Origin of the sequence: Psychrobacter sp. I-STPA6b (assembly GCF_020662265.1) — a bacterium.
In the GTDB taxonomy this organism is placed as follows: Bacteria; Pseudomonadota; Gammaproteobacteria; order Pseudomonadales; family Moraxellaceae; genus Psychrobacter.
The window spans coordinates 471,738-489,470 of record NZ_VEWM01000010.1; the positions used below are offsets into that span (position 1 = coordinate 471,738).

Sequence of the window (17,733 nt, forward strand, 5' to 3'; positions counted from 1 at the left end):
CGAATGATTTATCAAGGTAATCGCATTTCGGTATCAATGCTAGATGATGGCATTGCCAATATGCAGTTTAATGCCGAAAATGAGAGCGTTAATAAATTTGATGCCGAAACTAACAAACAATTTGCCGAGGCAGTCAGTGCCTTAGAGCAGGCGGACGAGGTCAAAGGTCTTGTCGTTACCTCGGGCAAAAGCGTGTTTATTGCAGGGGCAGACATTACCGAATTTTTGGGGATTTTTGAAGAACCAGAAGAACAAATCCTATCTTGGCTACTTGAGATTAACCAAGTATTTAACCGTTTTGAAGACTTACCATTCCCCAAAGTTGCTGCCATTAATGGGGCTGCTTTAGGTGGTGGTTGTGAGATGACATTGGTATGTGAATACCGTGTGATGAGTGATAAAGCCCAAATCGGTCTGCCCGAAACTCAGCTTGGTATTTTCCCCGGCTTTGGTGGTAGCGTGCGTACCCCTCGTATTTTGGGTATCGACAATGCACTAGAGCTTATCGCTACTGGTAAACCACAAAAACCTGCTGATGCGTTAAAACTTGGCTTGGTTGATGCGGTGGTTTCTGCTGATGACCTGCAAAATGCTGCCATTGATTTGGTCAAAAAGTGCATTTCAGGTGAGCTTGATTGGCAAGCCAAACGTGAAGAAAAACTAAACCCTGTTAAGCTAAATCAGCTTGAACAAGCGATGGCGTTTAACAGTGCTAAGGGCATGATTTTTGCCAAAGCCAATCCAAAACAATATCCTGCCGTGGCTTTAGCCATTGAGGCGATTGAAAAACACGTGAATATGCCACGTGACAAAGCCATCGAAGTTGAAGCCAATAACTTTGTCAAAGCTGCTAAAACGCCACAAGCAGAGAGCTTAGTTGGTATATTCTTAAACGACCAAGCAGTGAAGAAACTGGCAAAACAGCACAGTGCCAAAGCTCACGACATCAATGAAGCTGCCGTATTGGGTGCAGGTATCATGGGTGGTGGTATCGCTTATCAAGCTGCCAGCAAAGGCTTACCCATTATCATGAAAGACATCAAAGCCGAACAGTTAGACCTTGGTATGGGAGAGGCAAGCAAACTGCTTGGCAAATTAGTCGAGCGTGGCAAAATGACCCCTGCCAAAATGGGCGAAACCCTAAGTCGCATCCGTCCAACGCTTAATTATGGTGACTTTGGTGAAACGGATATTGTTATTGAGGCTGTGGTCGAAAATCCAAAAGTCAAACATGCGGTGCTAAAAGAAGTCGAAGGCTTGGTTAAAGAAGACTGTATCCTAGCCTCTAATACCTCAACAATTTCTATTACTCACCTTGCCGAAGTGCTTGAGCGTCCAGAAAACTTTGTCGGTATGCACTTCTTTAACCCTGTACACCGTATGCCATTGGTTGAAGTTATTCGTGGTGAAAAATCTTCTGAAGAGGCGATTGCCACTACTGTTGCCCTAGCACAGCGTATGGGTAAAGTGCCTGTTGTGGTCAATGACTGCCCCGGATTTTTGGTAAACCGTGTGTTGTTCCCTTACTTTGGTGCGTTTGATTTGCTACTTAAAGAAGGTGCGGACTTTGTACACATTGATAAAGTCATGGAAAAATTCGGCTGGCCAATGGGTCCTGCTTACTTAATTGACGTCGTTGGTTTAGATACTGGCGTTCATGGTGCCGAAGTGATGGCAGAAGGTTTCCCAGACCGTATGAAACCTGACTATAAAGGGGCGATTAAGCACCTATTTGAAAATAATCGTTTGGGTCAAAAAAATGGCGTGGGCTTTTATAAATACGAAAAAGACAAACGCGGTAAGCCCAAAAAAGTCGCTGATGATGCCACTTATGACTTGCTAAAAGCAGTAACAGACAATGGTTCACAAGAGTTTGACGACCAAACCATCATCGACCGTATGATGTTGGCTTTCTGTAACGAAACCGTTCGTTGCCTAGAAGACAACATCGTAGCAACTCCTGCTGAAGCCGATATGGCAATGATTATGGGTGTTGGTTTCCCACCGTTCCGTGGTGGTCCTTGCCGTTATATCGACCAATTAGGCTTAGATAACTACCTAGCATTGTGTGAAAAATACGCTCATCTAGGTAAAGCCTATGAAGCCCCACAAAAAATCCGTGACATGGCAGCTGCTGGTGAAAAATTTTACCCCACCACATCCGCATAAACAGACGATGACAAACGAATAAAAAAATTGAAAGGAGTTTAATATGACAACTTTAAGTCCAAAAGACGTGGTCATCGTAGATGGCGTGCGTACTGCAATGGGTAAATCAAAGAATGGTATGTTTCGCAATGTACGTGCTGACAGTATGTCTGCTGAATTGGTGCGTGCTTTAGTTGAGCGTAACGACTTTGATACCAATGATGTGGAAGACGTTATCTGGGGTTGTGTAAACCAAACCCTAGAGCAAGGCATGAATATCGGTCGTAACATCGGCTTGCTGGCTGATATTCCAAAAACTGCGGGCGGACAAACCGTTAACCGCTTATGTGGCTCATCTATGCAGGCACTACACACCGCTGCTGCTCAAATCATGACAGGGCAGGGCGACACCTTTATCATCGGTGGTGTTGAGCATATGGGACACGTCGGCATGATGCATGGTATCGACATCAACCCTGAAGCCTCAAAGCACTATGCCAAAGCCTCAAATATGATGGGCTTAACTGCTGAAATGTTGGGTCGTATGAATGGCATTACGCGTGAACAGCAAGATGCCTTTGGTCTTGAATCACATCGCCGTGCATGGCAAGCGACACAAGAAGGTCGCTTTGATAACGAAATCATCGGTATCGAAGGGCATGATGAAAATGGTCATCTACAGCTTTGTACCGTTGACGAAGTGATTCGTCCTGATGGCTCAATGGAGCAAATGGCAAAACTACGCCCTGTATTTGACCCCAAAAACGGTACAGTAACGGCGGCGACCTCATCGGCATTGTCTGATGGTGCGTCTGCCATGTTGGTAATGTCGGCTCAAAAAGCTAAAGACTTGGGGCTAAAACCTCGTGCCAGAATTCGTGGCATGGCGGTTGCAGGTTGTGACGCAGCCATCATGGGTTATGGTCCTGTCCCTGCTACTCAAAAAGCACTAAAACGTGCTGGCATGAGCCTTGATGATATGCAAACCATTGAGCTAAACGAAGCCTTTGCGGCACAAAGTTTGGCAGTGTTAAAGTCGCTTAACTTATTAGATAAGCAAGATATCGTCAACGTCAATGGAGGTGCGATTGCTCTTGGACACCCATTGGGCTGTTCTGGTGCTCGTATTACCGTTACCTTGCTTAATGCGATGGAGCAAAAAGGCACACAGTTTGGACTTGCGACCATGTGTATTGGTTTGGGTCAAGGTATTGCGACTGTGATTGAGCGTATCTAATCATCGATTGATTTAACTGTTTTTGATTGATGTGAAAAAGGCAGGTTGCTTATGGTGACCTGCCTTTTTTGTTTGTTATGATTCTGATTTATTGTAGCCATCAACACGAGGTATGGTGCGTAAAAAATCTTTGACAGGTTTTGATAGCTCAGTCAGTGGATTGCCTGTTAAATCAAGTTGCTTTAATTCTTTTAGATGACAAATACTTTCAGGTAGCTTAGTTAATTGATTACTACTAATATCAAGCTCTGTTAAATTAGTAAGTTGTCCGATATTTTCAGGCAGTTTAGTGAGTTTATTCCACTCAATGCCAAGTTGTTCTAATTTAGTTAGTTGTCCGATACTTTCAGGTAGTTTGGTGAGTTGATTATTCCCAATACTAAGCTTTTCTAAACTAATTAGTTGACCGATATTTTCAGGCAATTTAGTGAGTTTATTACCATCAATATAAAGTTCTGTTAAATTACTCAGTTGCCCAATGCTTTTAGGAAGTTCGGTCAGTTGATTATCACTGATATTCAGTATGGTTAAGTTTGTCAGATGCCCAATTGATTGCGGTAGTTTAGTGAGTTTACCCCATGCAATATCAAGTTTTTTTAAATTGATAAGCTCTCCAATACTTTCAGGTAATTCAGTCAGATGATGGTAATAAATATCCAATATAGTTAAGTGCTTTAGCTTTCCAATACTCTCAGGTAGTGTGGTGAGTTTATTCCACCCAATATCAAGCTGTATTAAATGGATTAGATATCCAATCTCATCTGGAAGATAAGTAATTTTAGGCAGATGGTCTTTACCTATAAAAGAGCGGTCAATTTCCAGCTCAGTCATGGCTAGCAATTCTTCTTCATCTCGTGGGATTTCATTCTCTGGAATTTCAAACTCATCTGCCCAAGCAAAGATTTTTTGTGTCCAATCATTATTGTTGCTGAATAAGTCTGTCATCTGTATGCCTTATTTTTGCTTATTTGCAGTGTTATGCCATGCAAACTTCATTGAGTGGTTGATACCAAAAGGATATTGCATTGGTTATGCAAAGGGTATATAAATGGGAAGGTAAATAATGTAAATTATTAATATTTAAGGATTTTTTAATGAAATATTTATCTATTGCTCTATCGTCAGCCATGCTCATATTACTAGCAGGATGTGCCACCACCAGTAATCCGTGCCAATCTGGTAACCCTATGTATGAAAAAAACTATAGCATAGCCATAGCTAATGGTAACAGTGAACAACAAGCAGGTAAAATCGCCAATGAAGCTTGTGTTAATCAGCAGATGGGTGAGATGTCAAAAGAGGTTGGATTTTAGTCTGAAATAGATATCTGTTGATATTAGTATAATGGGCTATCGCTAAATTTATACAAAATGGTGATAGCCTTCCCGCAATACTATATATCATATATCCTTCGTCACTGGCTTTCTTGTTCCAACAGTATTTTAGATTGACTAACTTACAAGGAGTATAGTCATACTCTAATTTTGTATAAAATCTGCCTAAATTTCCCTATAGAGATGAGCATTTAACAGTCTTTAATGTACTGACCAAGGAGAGACTTTTGGAGACTTTGTAGGTTCTCAATCAGTATGGTCGGGGGCAACAAAAGGGGCAGAGCGTCTGGTCATAGTGGTGGTCGATATTTTAGGTGAATAAGATGGTATTGTGATGCTATCCTAGCATACTCTATAAGTTTTACTGATGGTCTATCTGAACTTCTTCTCAGTAAAAACTAACTATATTTAATCACTTCTTTGATAAACTCTAAAAAGGTTTTACCTGTTTTGGCGAAAATTAGGTCATAGCTATTATAATGATGCACCATATCTGCATCTTTACGATTGGTCACTAAAAAGAAATGATTATCTCGTTTATAAGTCATAAATATAAAATATTTATCCTCTTGATTATAATTATCTGGGTCTCTCCATCTATTTTCTAAAACGCTGTCAATATAATATACTTTTTCTATTAAACTCATTTTATTATAAAAAATAAAATCATCACTTAGTAACCCACCAGATGACCGCCCCATATAGTGCATAAAGTCTTTAAGCTGTCCAGTAATCTGAATTTTATAAACATGTTCAAATGCTGATATTTCACTTAAGCTAAAGCCTTTGATTTGGGTGATATCATAATGGCGGTTAGGGTGAATTTTGATTAATTCATTAATATAAGCCTGTTGTTTGTTTAGATAATCATCCACATATTCTGCACCAATATGGGTTGATTGTGGTAATAACTCTCCAGTATAACGGTATTGCAAGTCTTGTGGGGTATCATCACCAAAATTTATCACCACCCCTTTTAAAAATTCAGTAAAATTTTGACCTGTATCTCTTATATCTTCTGAACCTTCTACATGATGATAGACTCTATCAGGATTATCAGAAGTTGTTTTTAAAAAATATAGATGAGTCTCTGAAAGACAAGCAAAGAAAAAAGAGTTTTTATAGGAAAAGTCATAACCACTAGAATATAAAAGCTCATCATTATAGGATTTATAAAGAATCATATGTATTGTAGGCTGAAAGTTATATAGCATTATACTATCTTCTGCTAATAACCCACCCGAAGAGCGTCCCATACAGCGCATAAACTGTTTAAACTCTCCTTGAATACAAATGCCATAAAGTGCTTCTATCTGTTTTATTTCATCTTCACTATAGCCTTTTACCAACTCAGGTTGATACCATCTACCTTGGGCGACTTCTTCTATATAACTCATTATTTTATTCACTCTCTATTTGATTAATGATGATTTATTTGGGTGCATTTTGTCGTTCTATGGCTTTTGCTAAAATTTTTATGGGTTTTAACTAAAAAATATCAGTCCATGAAATATCATTATCATTCACCCACTTTATTCTCTGTGATGGTTGATAGGGATTATCTAAAAAATCTGCCACTGCTAACCAAGCCTGTTCAGGAGAAATATAAGTCCCAAGTGGCATAGTAATTTCATCATAATTTTCAACAAAATTAGTCAATAGACTCTTATCACCTAAAGAATAACATCCATTTGATGAAGGCTCATACATTAAACAAAAGCCATATCTAGAATCTTGCATAACTACTAAAGAATATTTCTGTTCATCTGAATCAAAATATACAAATGATGCACCACATGAACCTACTTCCCATTTGCTTGGGCTATAGTCTATAAAGTAGCTTTCAAATTGAGATTTATTATTGCTGTTTATAGTTGGAAAATCCAAAAAGTTAATATTAAAATATGCAGATTTATTAAGGCTCATTGTTATCTTCTAGTTGCTATATTGCTCTTGTGTTTTTAGCTATCTAAATATCTTGTTAGATTATTTCTAACAAGATCTGAGTTCTCAGGAAGAAAAACTTTATTAGGAAAGCTATCAAGACCTTCAAGTATAAAGCAACCAACTTCTAAACCATATTTATACCAGTCTTTTTCAAGGCAACAGTATTCTACATTCTCCATCCAAGCATCTATTAAATCATATAATGAATATTTAAAATTAATATGATATTCAAGTCCACTTGCGCTACCAACGAGTCTATATTTATATTCATGAAAATCTATTTTTCCTTCTCGATATTCATCAAAAACGTTTTGAAAATAGGTTATAAGACTCTCATGTTCTTTCCTCCATTGTGGATTTTCAGTGTTTATATTATTTGTTTCTCTTATATTCATAACACAATCCTATATTTAATCAATAACAGTAATAACTCTTTGCTTATCTGGGCTTAGTGCTATTTAGTAGCTAGAAGGTTATATAAAATAGTTACTCATACAACCGTTTTACAAAGTCATCAGTAAGGGTATGTATAAATACTTCATTATCACCTTTATAAGAATCAGTGCCTTTATAGTATAAATATACTTTATTTTCTTTGATATAAACTGATAATCGCCAATATCCTATCTCAACCAGTTTATTATTAGGTAATAGAATGTCCAACTCTTCAGCTAATACTTTTGTATAACCTTGATACTTAAAATTATCAAGATAGGTAAAATATAAAAACCCCCAAAGAAAAATATCAATATTTTCAAAGACAGCTGTATCTGAAATAGGGTCATCCTTAGTAGGATAGTCGTTAAATATTCTTCCAGTACTATTTTCTATAACAAACCAATCTGCCATTAACTGATTACCAATAACACAGTAGCCTTTAGAAGGTAACTCTTCTACTCGCTCTTCTAAATATATTTTGCTTATCTCTCGAAATGTACAATCAAACTCAAATCGTTGAAACATTTTAGAGTAATTACCACCAAATTTTGCTAAAAAGTCAATATAGTCTTCTCGATAAGAGATGTTAATTTCTTCAAAAAAATCTGTAACCTGTTTACGTTCAACAGGGACGATATCATCAGCATATTCAAGCATAAGCTGATTCATCTTTTTAATTAATGATGATTTATTTAGGTGCATGATTAATTCTTTATATTCCTTTTAACTAGATTATATTTTTATAATGTTCTAAAAAGTATATTATCCTTTCTTTGATGCTCATGCTACATGAAGCAAAGCTTTTGTCCTGTATTGGGGTGAATCAGCATCGGGTGGCAGGGATTATTCCCCATCTCTAAGAGTTATTAAAATTTGTTTATAAAAGCAGAATCTCTTTAATATAGAAGCTTCTAAAAAAAGAGGATTAGATGAGGGTTGAAATGATGGTAATTTACCAAATATATAACTCGCAAGTTTAACTTACGAGTTATATCACTAAATTTACACGATTATTTTTCTTAAATCTATCTTAAAAACGCCCGAGCATTTCTAAACATACGCAACCATGCCCCATCTTGCGTCCATTCATCAGGCTTCCAGCTATGTGTCACCGCACGTAGAGTACGCTCAGGGTGTGGCATCATTAAAGTGACGCGACCATCTGAGCTACAAATACCTGTGACACCGCCCACTGAGCCATTAGGGTTGAGTGGATAGGTTTCAGTTGGGTTGCCGTGACTGTCCACATAGCGTAGGGCAAGCTGTCCATGATGTGCCATACCTGCGATGTCAGTTTCCGTTAGCGTTGCCAAGCCTTCGCCATGTGCCACTGCGATTGGTAAGATGCTGTCTTGCATACCCTTAAATAACACTGATTTGGTGCGCTCTACTTTGACATTGACAGTACGAGCCTCAAAGCGAGCCGATTTGTTGGCGATAAAGCGTGGGAAGTTGTCTGCACCGGGGATTAAGTCTTTAAGTTGAGCCATCATCTGACAGCCATTACACACGCCTAAGCTAAAGGTCTCTGGGCGAGTAAAGAAGCGCACAAACTGCATACGCAATTCATCATGGAACAAGATAGAGTTTGCCCAGCCTGAGCCTGCACCCAACACATCACCATAACTAAAGCCACCACATGCGACCAGACCATCAAAGTCACGTAAATCCACGCGTTTTGCCAGTAGGTCACTCATATGCACATCGACCGCCTCAAAGCCCGCCATGGTAAAGCCAGCCGCCATTTCTAGCTGACCATTTACCCCTTGCTCACGCAAAATAGCTACTTTTGGTTTGCTACCACGACTATTGAGATACGGTGCTTCAACAGCTTGATTTAAGTCAAAGTTAGCATGGGCGATAAGACCGTGATGATTGCTATCGCCAATCAGAGCAAACTCTTGCTCAGCACAGGCAGGGTTGTCACGGCGACGGGCGATTTGGTGGCTCACTTGCGACCATGTTTGTTGTAGCTCAGTGCGTGTCCATACCAGAGCCTCATCACCTTGGTGAACTGGCGTGATGATGGTCAGTTTGTCTTGTTTTGCTCCACCAGCAGGCGTTTTAAAGGTTTGCCCGATTAGACTTAGCATTTGGCTGACGTGGTGTTGTTCTGCCAGTTGCATGATGGCTTCAACATGCTCAGGTAGCACTTGAATCACGGCTCCTAATTCCTCAGCAAATAGCTGACCTAGTAGGTTTTCTTCATCAAGGTTGAGGTTAATGGCTTGCCGAGAGGTAAACTGCATCTCAGCAACAGTAGCAAACATGCCTCCATCACCAATATCATGATATGCACTGATGATGCCTTGCTCATTGCCTGCTTGGATAAAATTAAAGAAATTGATTAAATCTTCAGGGTTGGCTAAATCAGGACTGTCATCACCTAACTGGCTAAATGTTTGTGCCAATATTGAGCCGCCCAAACGATATTGACCATCAGATAAGTCAAGACGATACAAAGCTGCATCGGTATTAACCAGCTCAGGGGTCAGCGTTTTATTGATATCAATAACTGGTGCAAAGGCAGAAATAACCAAGCTCATCGGTGAGACAACCGACTTTTCTGTACCATTGCTGTCTGTCCAGTTTGCACGCATAGAAAGTGAGTCTTTACCCACAGGAATGGCAATACCGAGGGCAGGGCATAGCTCTTCACCGATGGCATGTACGGCATCATATAATGCCACATCTTCGCTGTCTTCCCCGCAAGCTGCCATCCAGTTTGCCGATAGGGTGATATCGCTAATCTGCGCGATACGCGCGCCTGCAATATTGGTAATCGCTTCAGCAACTGCCAAGCGAGCAGAAGCAGCAGGGTTTATCAGTGCCACAGGTGGACGCTCACCCATACTCATGGCTTCCCCAGTCTCTGCTTTGAGTCCTGATAGGGTCACCGCACAGTCTGCAACAGGCACTTGATAACGTCCGACATATTGGTCTTGTACCACCATACCTGTGATTGAGCGGTCACCGATGCTAATTAAAAATGACTTACTGGCGACAGTAGGGTGACGCATGACATCTAAGGCAGTTGAATGTAACTGCATATCACCAACATCTAAAGGACGCAGTTTGTTGTCGATGGGACGCTGTACAGATTTATGTAGTTTTGGTGTGCCACCCAGTAGCACTTGCATTGGCATATCGACAGGTTGTTCGTCTAGTAACTCATCATCAACTTTAAGATGACGCACCTCAGTTGCGACGCCTAAAATGGCAAATGGACAACGCTCACGCTCACATATTTTTGTAAACATTGCCTCACTATCAGGACGAATTGCCAATACATAACGCTCTTGCGCTTCGTTTGACCAAATCGCCATTGGCGACATACCAGCTTCTAGTGAAGGTACTTTGCGTAGGTTTAGCACCGCTCCCATTTCATGGTCGTTGACCAGCTCAGGCATGGCGTTGGATAAACCACCTGCACCAACATCATGGATAGAAACGATGGGGTTTTTATCGTTATTTGTATCATCACCTGCCAATGCCCAACAACGGTCAATCACCTCTTGGCAACGACGTTCCATTTCTGCATTATCACGTTGTACACTGGCAAAATCTAAGCCTTCATCCAGCTCACCACTATCGACCGAAGAAGCAGCACCACCACCTAAACCAATCTGCATCGCAGGGCCACCTAAGACGATAAGCAAATCGCCTTCATGAATCGCATTTTTTTCCACCAGATTGCGTTTGATATTGCCATAGCCACCCGCAACCATCATGGGCTTATGATAGCCACGCATTTGGCTACCATCTTGCTCTAGGCTGGTATCTAGCTGAAATGAACGGAAGTACCCGCATAAATTGGGACGACCAAACTCATTAGAAAAGTTTGCTGAGCCGAGCGGTGCTTGGGTCATAATCTCAAGGCTGGTTGCCATCCGCTCAGGTGTGCCATAATCTTTGCTATTGACTTTGCCTGATTGCTCCCATTTTTCAGGCATATCAGGTAAATGTAGATGTGAGACATTAAAGCCTGTTAACCCTGCTTTGGGCTTACCACCACGTCCTGTTGCCCCTTCATCACGAATCTCACCACCTGCACCTGTAGATGCTCCTGCATACGGTGCAATCGCTGTGGGGTGGTTGTGGGTTTCAACCTTCATCAAAATATCTATCCATTCTTGATGGAAGTCATAGTGGTGAGCATTGTCATCTGCATTTGGCAGTGGATAAAAACGCTGTGCTTCAAAGCCTTCCATCACCGCCGCATTATCTTTATAGGCAGACAAAATCCCTTGAGGATTGGACTGGTAAGTGTTTTTAATCATCTGGAACAAAGACTTAGCTTGTGCTTCACCATCAATCGTCCACTCAGCATTAAAAATCTTATGGCGACAATGCTCAGAGTTTGCTTGTGCAAACATCATTAGCTCAACATCGGTAGGGTTACGCTGTAGTGAGGTGCTATAAGCCTGCATCAAATAATCAATATCTGATTCAGACAATGCAAAGCCAAATTTACGGTTGGCATCGACCAATGCCTGACGACCTTGTGTCAGAATATCAATCTCATTAAGATGTGCTGGGCTGTCTGTTTCAAACAATCTGTCTAACTGTGCAAACTCATAAACCAAACTTTGTGTCATCTGGTCATGTAATAACTGCTCGGCTTCTTTGGGTAGTTTGTGTGGCAAATCTGCCCCGACCAACGTATAAATAACCACACGCTCAATACGCTCAATGGCAATCTCACAGTTATTAAAGATATCTGTTGCCTTACTTGACCACGGTGAAATCGTTCCAAAGCGAGGGCTAACAATAACTTGAAGTTGTCCTTGCTGTGCAGGGGCTAGCTCGATTGCTTGTCCTTGATTAAGCAGATTCAGGGCTTGTTGTTGCTCTTTTTCATCCAGAGGGTGTGATAACACATACACTTGCTGAGTATGAATCTCAGAAATGGATAAATCTATTAAAGAATTAAGCTGTTGTAATAGTTGCGTTTTTTGAAAGTCGGTTAGGTAGGGGTATCCAGCGATGGTCATCATAAAAAGCAATCCGCAAAGTTAAATAAGAAGGTTAAAAGACGTGGAAAAGTTCTATAGTTGCCATGACCAACGTGTCAAATAAAGCTATTTGGCATTGGTCTAGGATATTTTTGATTATTATAACAAGAAGCGAGCTTAGGCGGTGATAAATGCTGAATGGATTTTGATTTTAAGCGATGTTATTAAGCACAGTTATTAAGCGCCTTATTTATTTTCTGACAAGCCATATCATAATAAGTAAGGTCTGTTGAACACTTATCTTTAATCTTGATAGGAATCTTTATAGGAAAAATTGAGCGAATTTTGACATAAAAGTAAAAATAGCTGTCTTCCTTGTAGATATTAGCTTGACACAACACAGTAAAAGTTCAACAGAGCCTAATACTGGTTAGTTTTGTTTAAGATAAGGCCAAGCCGCTCTTAGATAAATAATCATAGACCATAATGTTAATATAACAGCAGCGACCATCAAGATATAGCCCAGCGTTTCCAATGACTCCCAATTGAGCAGTAGTACACTAATGGCAACCATCTGAAAGGTAGTTTTAAGTTTGCCCACATAAGAGACCGCAACACTGGTGCGTTTTCCCAGTTCTGCCATCCACTCACGCAATGCAGAAACTGCAATCTCACGAGAAATAATCACAATAGCAGCAATGGACATAATAATATTAGGATTCCATTGCACCAAAACAATCAGCGCTGCTGCAACCATCAGCTTATCTGCCACAGGGTCTAAAAATCGTCCAAAGGCAGAGGTAATATTCATACGCCGTGCCAAATAGCCATCGAGCCAATCTGTAATCGCCGCTAAAATGAATAACAATGTGAGTAACAAGTGTCGTAACAAGCTATCACTAAAGCTATCTATATTCATACCTATATTAGCAATGGCATTGTCAGAAATCATAGGACCACCCATACCTAAAGCAGGTGGCCAATAAGCAATCGCAACAAATAGCGGTATCATAACGATACGAGCAATGGTGAGGTTATTGGGTAGATTAAAGACACTAGAAGCGGTTTTCTCAGAGTTTTGTGGATTGCTCATGATGGTTTATCAAATTATATGGTAATGAATAAAGCGTAGCTTATCATTTTACTAGAGATAATAAAAATATTTGCATAAATTGGGGAGTTGCAAGAAAAAATATTTGATATCTTGCAGGTTGTTGCATAATGGATGACTTAAAAATTTAACAAAATATGTCAGTGTTGTAAAAGTACTTCAAGTGTAAATAAATGTAATTTTCATTCTCACTTTTAGTGAAAATCAGACTATAATATACAAAAACATATGTTCACTGAATATGTGTATTCTAGCATGAGTCTAATTGATATGAATATGATTGTCTTAATATTTTAATGCAATCATTGTATTTTAGATAATAATAACAATATGTGCTTCAAATTTCCTCAGCCCGCAGCTCCTCCTCTGTGGGTTTTTTTTGTGTTTTAGAATAATCTATTTATCCTATTGTGATGATGGATATCATAGATAGATAGCAAAACTTAGGTAATTAACATTAATAGGTACTTAAAAAGACGATAAAGAATTAGTAGAAACTAAAAAGGCATATCAAACTGATAATAAATAATATCAGATGATATGCCTTTCACTAAGTTTGTATAAAAATTAGCAATAGTGACTAATTTTTAGGTATATATTAGCCCTTAGTGTCTGGATTGACGCTATCAGTAGTCGTTGATGCTGTAGTATCAGTTGCATTATCATCTTGTGCTTTTTCTGCATGATGATGCAGTTTTGCTAACCACTCATCAACTTGCGCTTCTACTTCATCTTTAAGTTGACCATAACGCTCTTGGATTTTACCAACCAACTTGTCACGGCTACCTTCAACATGGGCTAAATCATCATCGGTTAAATCTGCCCATTTTTGTTTAACACTGCCTTTTAATTGTTTCCACTCACCTTGTAGTGTATCTTTATTCATTATTTATCTCCTTCAAGAGGGTTAAGGGTATAAAAAACATAGATATACCCACTTATTATGTTGAAATTATCAAGTTTATAATATCTGTAGGCTATGTATAGCGTAGCATTTAGCTAACTTGATTATTTCATCATATCGCTAGAGTTTCATGATGTCTGTATATCCAATGTTAATAATTTATTATAAATTTGATATGCCAGTATCTCCTGATGTTAAATCTTTGTAAGCATATGCTTACACGCATTGACGCTTTGGCGACTATTACTTACTCTGTAAATTTGCGATTATAGTTTCACGGCATCAAGGATGATGGCTCAAGGATTGAGAGACTTAATGTAGTTGATACATAGAGTTAACCGTATTAAGGATAAGTAATCGTTTAGGGTAGGATACCCAATATCACTCATATTTTAGGATGAAATATAAGCTGATAATTTACTAAGGACAGTAAACAATGAAAACCGTATGGCGCAAGCTGTGCGGTTTTGTTGTTTGTGGTTATAGGATTTAAACTATAATAATGATATAAATGATACAGTTTTGAATAGTTTTTATAAATAAGGATTGCTATGAAAAAAGATATTGAGTATTTTCGTCAAAAAATTAGAACAATGGATTATACACCCTTAACAGATGAAGAGCTGGCAGAAGTTCTTGAAATAAGGGAAAGTGCAGTTGCTAGTTCTCGATTGGAAGGGGTTTACACAACAGAAGAAGAAAAAGAGTTTTTTGCGATGTTGGCTGAAGAACGCTTACCAATTGAATTGCGTCAGAAAATTGCTAAAGAGTGGGTTTTTTCTAATTTATAGACATCATTAAAACCGTATAGCGAAAGCTGTTTGGTTATTATAAATAAGGACTAATAAATAAGAATAGCTATGAAAAAAGATATTGAATATTTTCGCCAAAAAATCAGAGCAATGGAATATACCCCCTTAACAGATGAAGAGTTGGCAGTGGTCATTGAAAAGCATATAGATGCTGTGGAAGATGTTCGATTGGAAGGGTATTATCTAACAGCAGATGATGATGAGTTTTTTGCGATGTTAAATGAAGAACGTGTACCATTAGATATACAAGCAGATATAGTATATGAATGGGTGATATCCAACTTATAGACATATAATCAAAACATAATAAAAACCGCATGACATCTGCCATACGGTTCTATAGATAAGATAAGCGATAATGTGCTGATATCAGCTTATGAGTTTATGCTACTGCGGGTTTTTTTTTACGTAATCTGCCAGCCATTTTTAGCCCTGCCTGAAAGTTTTTACCCAATAAAGTTAATTGCACAATACCAACCATCAATTCTATCACCTGCACCACATAAAAAATGGTATCAAACTGCCCTGAGCTGGCTTTGTAATTTAAAAATATTGCTGATGGTAGCATGATGCAAATCCCATTTAGCGCAATGATTTTCATGCGTTTTTGCTTTTCAGTAATCAATCTGCCTTTACGAGATTTGCCTAAAAAGTTCCCTGTACCCCCCGTCATCGCCATACATACCGCTAAGCAAGCAATGCCATAATAGGCAATATAATGCTTGACCGCAACGATAGCGGAGACGCTTAAAAATAATTCAGAAATGGTAGTAGTTGTCCAAAATGTAGCAATAATCAACATAGCTAGCGTGCCTGCGATGGCGTGTATGATTTTTGGGTTCATGATGGGATTTCCTGTAACGATAGAGATTTGTGGATATATATAAAGGTGAGGATACTGTCTTACTTGTCTGTTGTTTACTGTGATAAATAGAAACAGGAAAACCACGCTTTGTTTGCTTTATGGTGTTATAATGTCATATTGACATCATGATGTCAATTATTAAATATTAAATGAACGATGGTTAATCTAAATTCTGATTAATGGTAAAGTAAATTAAGGTTGCTTAAAGCATGCAAATAATAATGATGACGGTGAATAAAGATGGCAGAAAAGAAAATAGGCAAAACAGACAAGCAACGAACAGCAGAAGGGTCAGCATTGAGCAATCTGATGCTTGATTTATTTAAATTAAACAGTCGTGTATTGACCGCAGGTGATAGGCTGGTTGCTGACCTTGGACTGACCAGCTCCCGTTGGCAAGTATTGGGGACGATTATGGCAAGTGAGCAACCGCAACCAGTAGCTTGGCTGGCAAAAGATATGGGTACAAGTCGGCAAAATGTACAGCGTATCGTCAATGATTTGGCAAAAGAGGATTTGGTAGCATTTGAGCCAAATCCACATCATCAACGGGCAAACTTGGTGGTATTGACCCAAAAGGGTCGGCAAGTGATTGAGGAGACTGAACAGCGACAAATTCCTTGGGTCAATGCGTTGGCAGAGGGGATTGCATTAGAGGACATTCAGGCGATGCACCGTGTTATTATGACGTTGGCAGAAAAGCTGGAAGAACTAAAGGGTTAAAGAATTAAAGGACGAGAGGGCTAGAGAATTAGTTAAAGAATAGAGATTATCTGTACTAGCTCAAACCTAATCTGACAGTACCCCCAAATTGACGGTCAAGATGTCAGGTTATATTTGAGCTAAATTCTTTTGTGCCCAAACGGATTTACCCTCAGTAAGCGTTTGCATAGGTGTTCTACCACAGCACATCTTACCTTGATGAGTTCTTTCATAATTATAATAAACAAGCCAATCATCTAAATCAGCTTGTAGAGACTCTAGATTATCGTAAATCTTCTTTCGAAAAGCAATTTGATAAAACTCTTGTAAGATAGTCTTATGAAACCGCTCACAAATACCATTGGTTTGCGGGGATTTGGCTTTAGTCTTAGTATGATCTATATCATTGATAGCCAAATAAAGCTCATAATCATGTTGTTCTACCTTACCGCAATACTCAGTACCTCTATCTGTTAATATTCTAAGCATCGGTAACTCATGCTCTTGATAAAACGGCAATACCTTATCATTGAGTAAATCAGCAGCTGTAATCGGTGTTTTGGTATTATATAACTTAGCATGTGCTACCTTCGAATAAGTATCTACAAAGGTCTGCATATAAACACGTCCAACGCCTTTTAAATGACCGACATAGAAAGTATCTTGTGAGCCTAGGTAGCCTGGATGTGCTGTTTCAATCTCACCAGATGCTTCATCGTCTAGTTTTTTCTTTTCAAGTGCTGATATTTGCTCATCAGATAAGAGGATGCCTTCGGCTTCTACTTTTGCCTCTAATGCCTTTAAACGTTTATTGAAGTTTTCTAGGTTGTGTCTTAACCATATAGAACGTACACCACTGCCTGAAACAAAAATACCTACTTTTCTAAGTTCATTAGAGGTTCTGTGCTGACCGTGAGCAGGATAGTCTATGGCATGTTGTATGACAGCTTGTTCTGTGGACTCATCAACTCGATTCTTAAGGTTAGGTACTCGCCTTGATTGATTCACTAATGCGCCTATACCGCCGTTGTCTGCCATTTCTTTATAGCGATAAAAGGTGTCTCGAGAGACCCCCATTATTTTACAAGCTTTAGAGACGTTACCTAGCTCTTGAGCTAAGTTTAGTAAGCCTGCTCTGTGTTTGATGATTGGATTACTATTTGTGCTAGAATGGTTCATGTGTGTTATTCCTTATTTGATAAAGTTTAGACATCTTCATCAATTTGGGTAACACACTCTTTTTTAAAGTGTGATTGTCAGATTAGGTTGAGACTAGTACA

General features: G+C 39.1%; 16 protein-coding genes. 6 read left to right on the forward strand and 10 right to left on the reverse strand.

Annotated features, from left to right (window positions below):
- Window positions 1–3 precede the first annotated feature (3 nt).
- Together fadB and fadA are read left to right on the forward strand one after the other, a co-directional pair.
- On the forward strand, window positions 4–2,169 hold the full coding sequence (fadB, locus tag FHK88_RS02340; RefSeq protein WP_227429163.1) for a fatty acid oxidation complex subunit alpha FadB: 2,166 nt from the start codon (window positions 4–6) through the stop codon (window positions 2,167–2,169).
- Between the two features lie 43 nt (window positions 2,170–2,212).
- The gene (fadA, locus tag FHK88_RS02345) at window positions 2,213–3,385 is read left to right on the forward strand and encodes an acetyl-CoA C-acyltransferase FadA (protein WP_227429164.1); all 1,173 of its coding nucleotides are present in this window, start codon (window positions 2,213–2,215) and stop codon (window positions 3,383–3,385) included.
- A gap of 75 nt (window positions 3,386–3,460) precedes the next feature.
- Here fadA and FHK88_RS02350 read toward each other — a convergent pair whose 3' ends face one another.
- The gene (locus FHK88_RS02350; RefSeq protein ID WP_227429165.1) at window positions 3,461–4,330 is read right to left on the reverse strand and encodes a leucine-rich repeat domain-containing protein; all 870 of its coding nucleotides are present in this window, start codon (window positions 4,328–4,330) and stop codon (window positions 3,461–3,463) included.
- Window positions 4,331–4,479: 149 nt separating this feature from the next.
- Here FHK88_RS02350 and FHK88_RS02355 point away from each other — a divergent pair, with 149 nt between their 5' ends.
- Entirely contained in the window at window positions 4,480–4,698 is a 219-nt protein-coding gene (locus FHK88_RS02355) for a hypothetical protein (RefSeq protein WP_227429166.1), read from the forward strand.
- 419 nt (window positions 4,699–5,117) lie between these two features.
- Here FHK88_RS02355 and FHK88_RS02360 read toward each other — a convergent pair whose 3' ends face one another.
- The 7 genes from FHK88_RS02360 to FHK88_RS14470 all read right to left on the reverse strand — a co-directional run bounded on the left by FHK88_RS02360 (window position 5,118) and on the right by FHK88_RS14470 (window position 14,056).
- A complete protein-coding gene (locus FHK88_RS02360) occupies window positions 5,118–6,116 on the reverse strand; it encodes an SMI1/KNR4 family protein (protein WP_227429167.1) in 999 nt (332 codons plus the stop codon).
- A 91-nt stretch (window positions 6,117–6,207) separates the two neighbouring features.
- Window positions 6,208–6,645 (reverse strand): hypothetical protein, encoded by a 438-nt coding sequence (locus tag FHK88_RS02365; protein ID WP_227429168.1) that lies wholly within the window; start codon window positions 6,643–6,645, stop codon window positions 6,208–6,210.
- A gap of 35 nt (window positions 6,646–6,680) precedes the next feature.
- Window positions 6,681–7,061, reverse strand: coding sequence for a hypothetical protein (locus FHK88_RS02370; protein ID WP_227429169.1), 381 nt, complete (start codon window positions 7,059–7,061; stop codon window positions 6,681–6,683).
- Between the two features lie 91 nt (window positions 7,062–7,152).
- Entirely contained in the window at window positions 7,153–7,806 is a 654-nt protein-coding gene (locus FHK88_RS02375) for a hypothetical protein (RefSeq protein WP_227429170.1), read from the reverse strand.
- Window positions 7,807–8,129: 323 nt separating this feature from the next.
- Entirely contained in the window at window positions 8,130–12,101 is a 3,972-nt protein-coding gene (purL, locus tag FHK88_RS02380) for a phosphoribosylformylglycinamidine synthase (protein WP_227429171.1), read from the reverse strand.
- Between the two features lie 388 nt (window positions 12,102–12,489).
- A complete protein-coding gene (gene pgsA, locus FHK88_RS02385) occupies window positions 12,490–13,152 on the reverse strand; it encodes a CDP-diacylglycerol--glycerol-3-phosphate 3-phosphatidyltransferase (protein WP_227429172.1) in 663 nt (220 codons plus the stop codon).
- Between the two features lie 616 nt (window positions 13,153–13,768).
- On the reverse strand, window positions 13,769–14,056 hold the full coding sequence (locus FHK88_RS14470; RefSeq protein ID WP_227429173.1) for a CsbD family protein: 288 nt from the start codon (window positions 14,054–14,056) through the stop codon (window positions 13,769–13,771).
- 569 nt (window positions 14,057–14,625) lie between these two features.
- On the opposite strand from FHK88_RS14470, the gene FHK88_RS02395 reads away from it, so the two are divergent.
- Together FHK88_RS02395 and FHK88_RS02400 are read left to right on the forward strand one after the other, a co-directional pair.
- The gene (locus tag FHK88_RS02395) at window positions 14,626–14,865 is read left to right on the forward strand and encodes a hypothetical protein (protein ID WP_227429174.1); all 240 of its coding nucleotides are present in this window, start codon (window positions 14,626–14,628) and stop codon (window positions 14,863–14,865) included.
- A gap of 69 nt (window positions 14,866–14,934) precedes the next feature.
- Entirely contained in the window at window positions 14,935–15,174 is a 240-nt protein-coding gene (locus FHK88_RS02400; RefSeq protein WP_227429175.1) for a hypothetical protein, read from the forward strand.
- Window positions 15,175–15,268: 94 nt separating this feature from the next.
- Here FHK88_RS02400 and FHK88_RS02405 read toward each other — a convergent pair whose 3' ends face one another.
- Window positions 15,269–15,730 (reverse strand): hypothetical protein, encoded by a 462-nt coding sequence (locus FHK88_RS02405; RefSeq protein WP_227429176.1) that lies wholly within the window; start codon window positions 15,728–15,730, stop codon window positions 15,269–15,271.
- Window positions 15,731–15,991: 261 nt separating this feature from the next.
- On the opposite strand from FHK88_RS02405, the gene FHK88_RS02410 reads away from it, so the two are divergent.
- Window positions 15,992–16,474, forward strand: a complete 483-nt coding sequence (locus FHK88_RS02410) for a MarR family winged helix-turn-helix transcriptional regulator (protein ID WP_227429177.1) — start codon at window positions 15,992–15,994, stop codon at window positions 16,472–16,474.
- Window positions 16,475–16,582: 108 nt separating this feature from the next.
- Here FHK88_RS02410 and FHK88_RS02415 read toward each other — a convergent pair whose 3' ends face one another.
- On the reverse strand, window positions 16,583–17,632 hold the full coding sequence (locus FHK88_RS02415; RefSeq protein ID WP_227429178.1) for an IS481 family transposase: 1,050 nt from the start codon (window positions 17,630–17,632) through the stop codon (window positions 16,583–16,585).
- Between the last annotated feature and the right edge of the window lie 101 nt (window positions 17,633–17,733).

What these genes read in the sequence shown, in the direction of transcription:
- FHK88_RS02375 (WP_227429170.1), bottom strand. Translation starts at nt 7,806, where the DNA reads ATGCACCTAAATAAATCATCATTAATTAAAAAGATGAATCAGCTTATG.
- pgsA (WP_227429172.1), bottom strand. Translation starts at nt 13,152, where the DNA reads ATGAGCAATCCACAAAACTCTGAGAAAACCGCTTCTAGTGTCTTTAAT.
- FHK88_RS02355 (WP_227429166.1), top strand. Translation starts at nt 4,480, where the DNA reads ATGAAATATTTATCTATTGCTCTATCGTCAGCCATGCTCATATTACTA.
- FHK88_RS02365 (WP_227429168.1), bottom strand. Translation starts at nt 6,645, where the DNA reads ATGAGCCTTAATAAATCTGCATATTTTAATATTAACTTTTTGGATTTT.
- fadB (WP_227429163.1), top strand. Translation starts at nt 4, where the DNA reads ATGATTTATCAAGGTAATCGCATTTCGGTATCAATGCTAGATGATGGC.
- FHK88_RS02410 (WP_227429177.1), top strand. Translation starts at nt 15,992, where the DNA reads ATGGCAGAAAAGAAAATAGGCAAAACAGACAAGCAACGAACAGCAGAA.
- FHK88_RS02400 (WP_227429175.1), top strand. Translation starts at nt 14,935, where the DNA reads ATGAAAAAAGATATTGAATATTTTCGCCAAAAAATCAGAGCAATGGAA.
- FHK88_RS02350 (WP_227429165.1), bottom strand. Translation starts at nt 4,330, where the DNA reads ATGACAGACTTATTCAGCAACAATAATGATTGGACACAAAAAATCTTT.
- FHK88_RS14470 (WP_227429173.1), bottom strand. Translation starts at nt 14,056, where the DNA reads ATGAATAAAGATACACTACAAGGTGAGTGGAAACAATTAAAAGGCAGT.
- FHK88_RS02360 (WP_227429167.1), bottom strand. Translation starts at nt 6,116, where the DNA reads ATGAGTTATATAGAAGAAGTCGCCCAAGGTAGATGGTATCAACCTGAG.
- FHK88_RS02405 (WP_227429176.1), bottom strand. Translation starts at nt 15,730, where the DNA reads ATGAACCCAAAAATCATACACGCCATCGCAGGCACGCTAGCTATGTTG.
- FHK88_RS02415 (WP_227429178.1), bottom strand. Translation starts at nt 17,632, where the DNA reads ATGAACCATTCTAGCACAAATAGTAATCCAATCATCAAACACAGAGCA.
- FHK88_RS02370 (WP_227429169.1), bottom strand. Translation starts at nt 7,061, where the DNA reads ATGAATATAAGAGAAACAAATAATATAAACACTGAAAATCCACAATGG.
- FHK88_RS02395 (WP_227429174.1), top strand. Translation starts at nt 14,626, where the DNA reads ATGAAAAAAGATATTGAGTATTTTCGTCAAAAAATTAGAACAATGGAT.
- purL (WP_227429171.1), bottom strand. Translation starts at nt 12,101, where the DNA reads ATGATGACCATCGCTGGATACCCCTACCTAACCGACTTTCAAAAAACG.
- fadA (WP_227429164.1), top strand. Translation starts at nt 2,213, where the DNA reads ATGACAACTTTAAGTCCAAAAGACGTGGTCATCGTAGATGGCGTGCGT.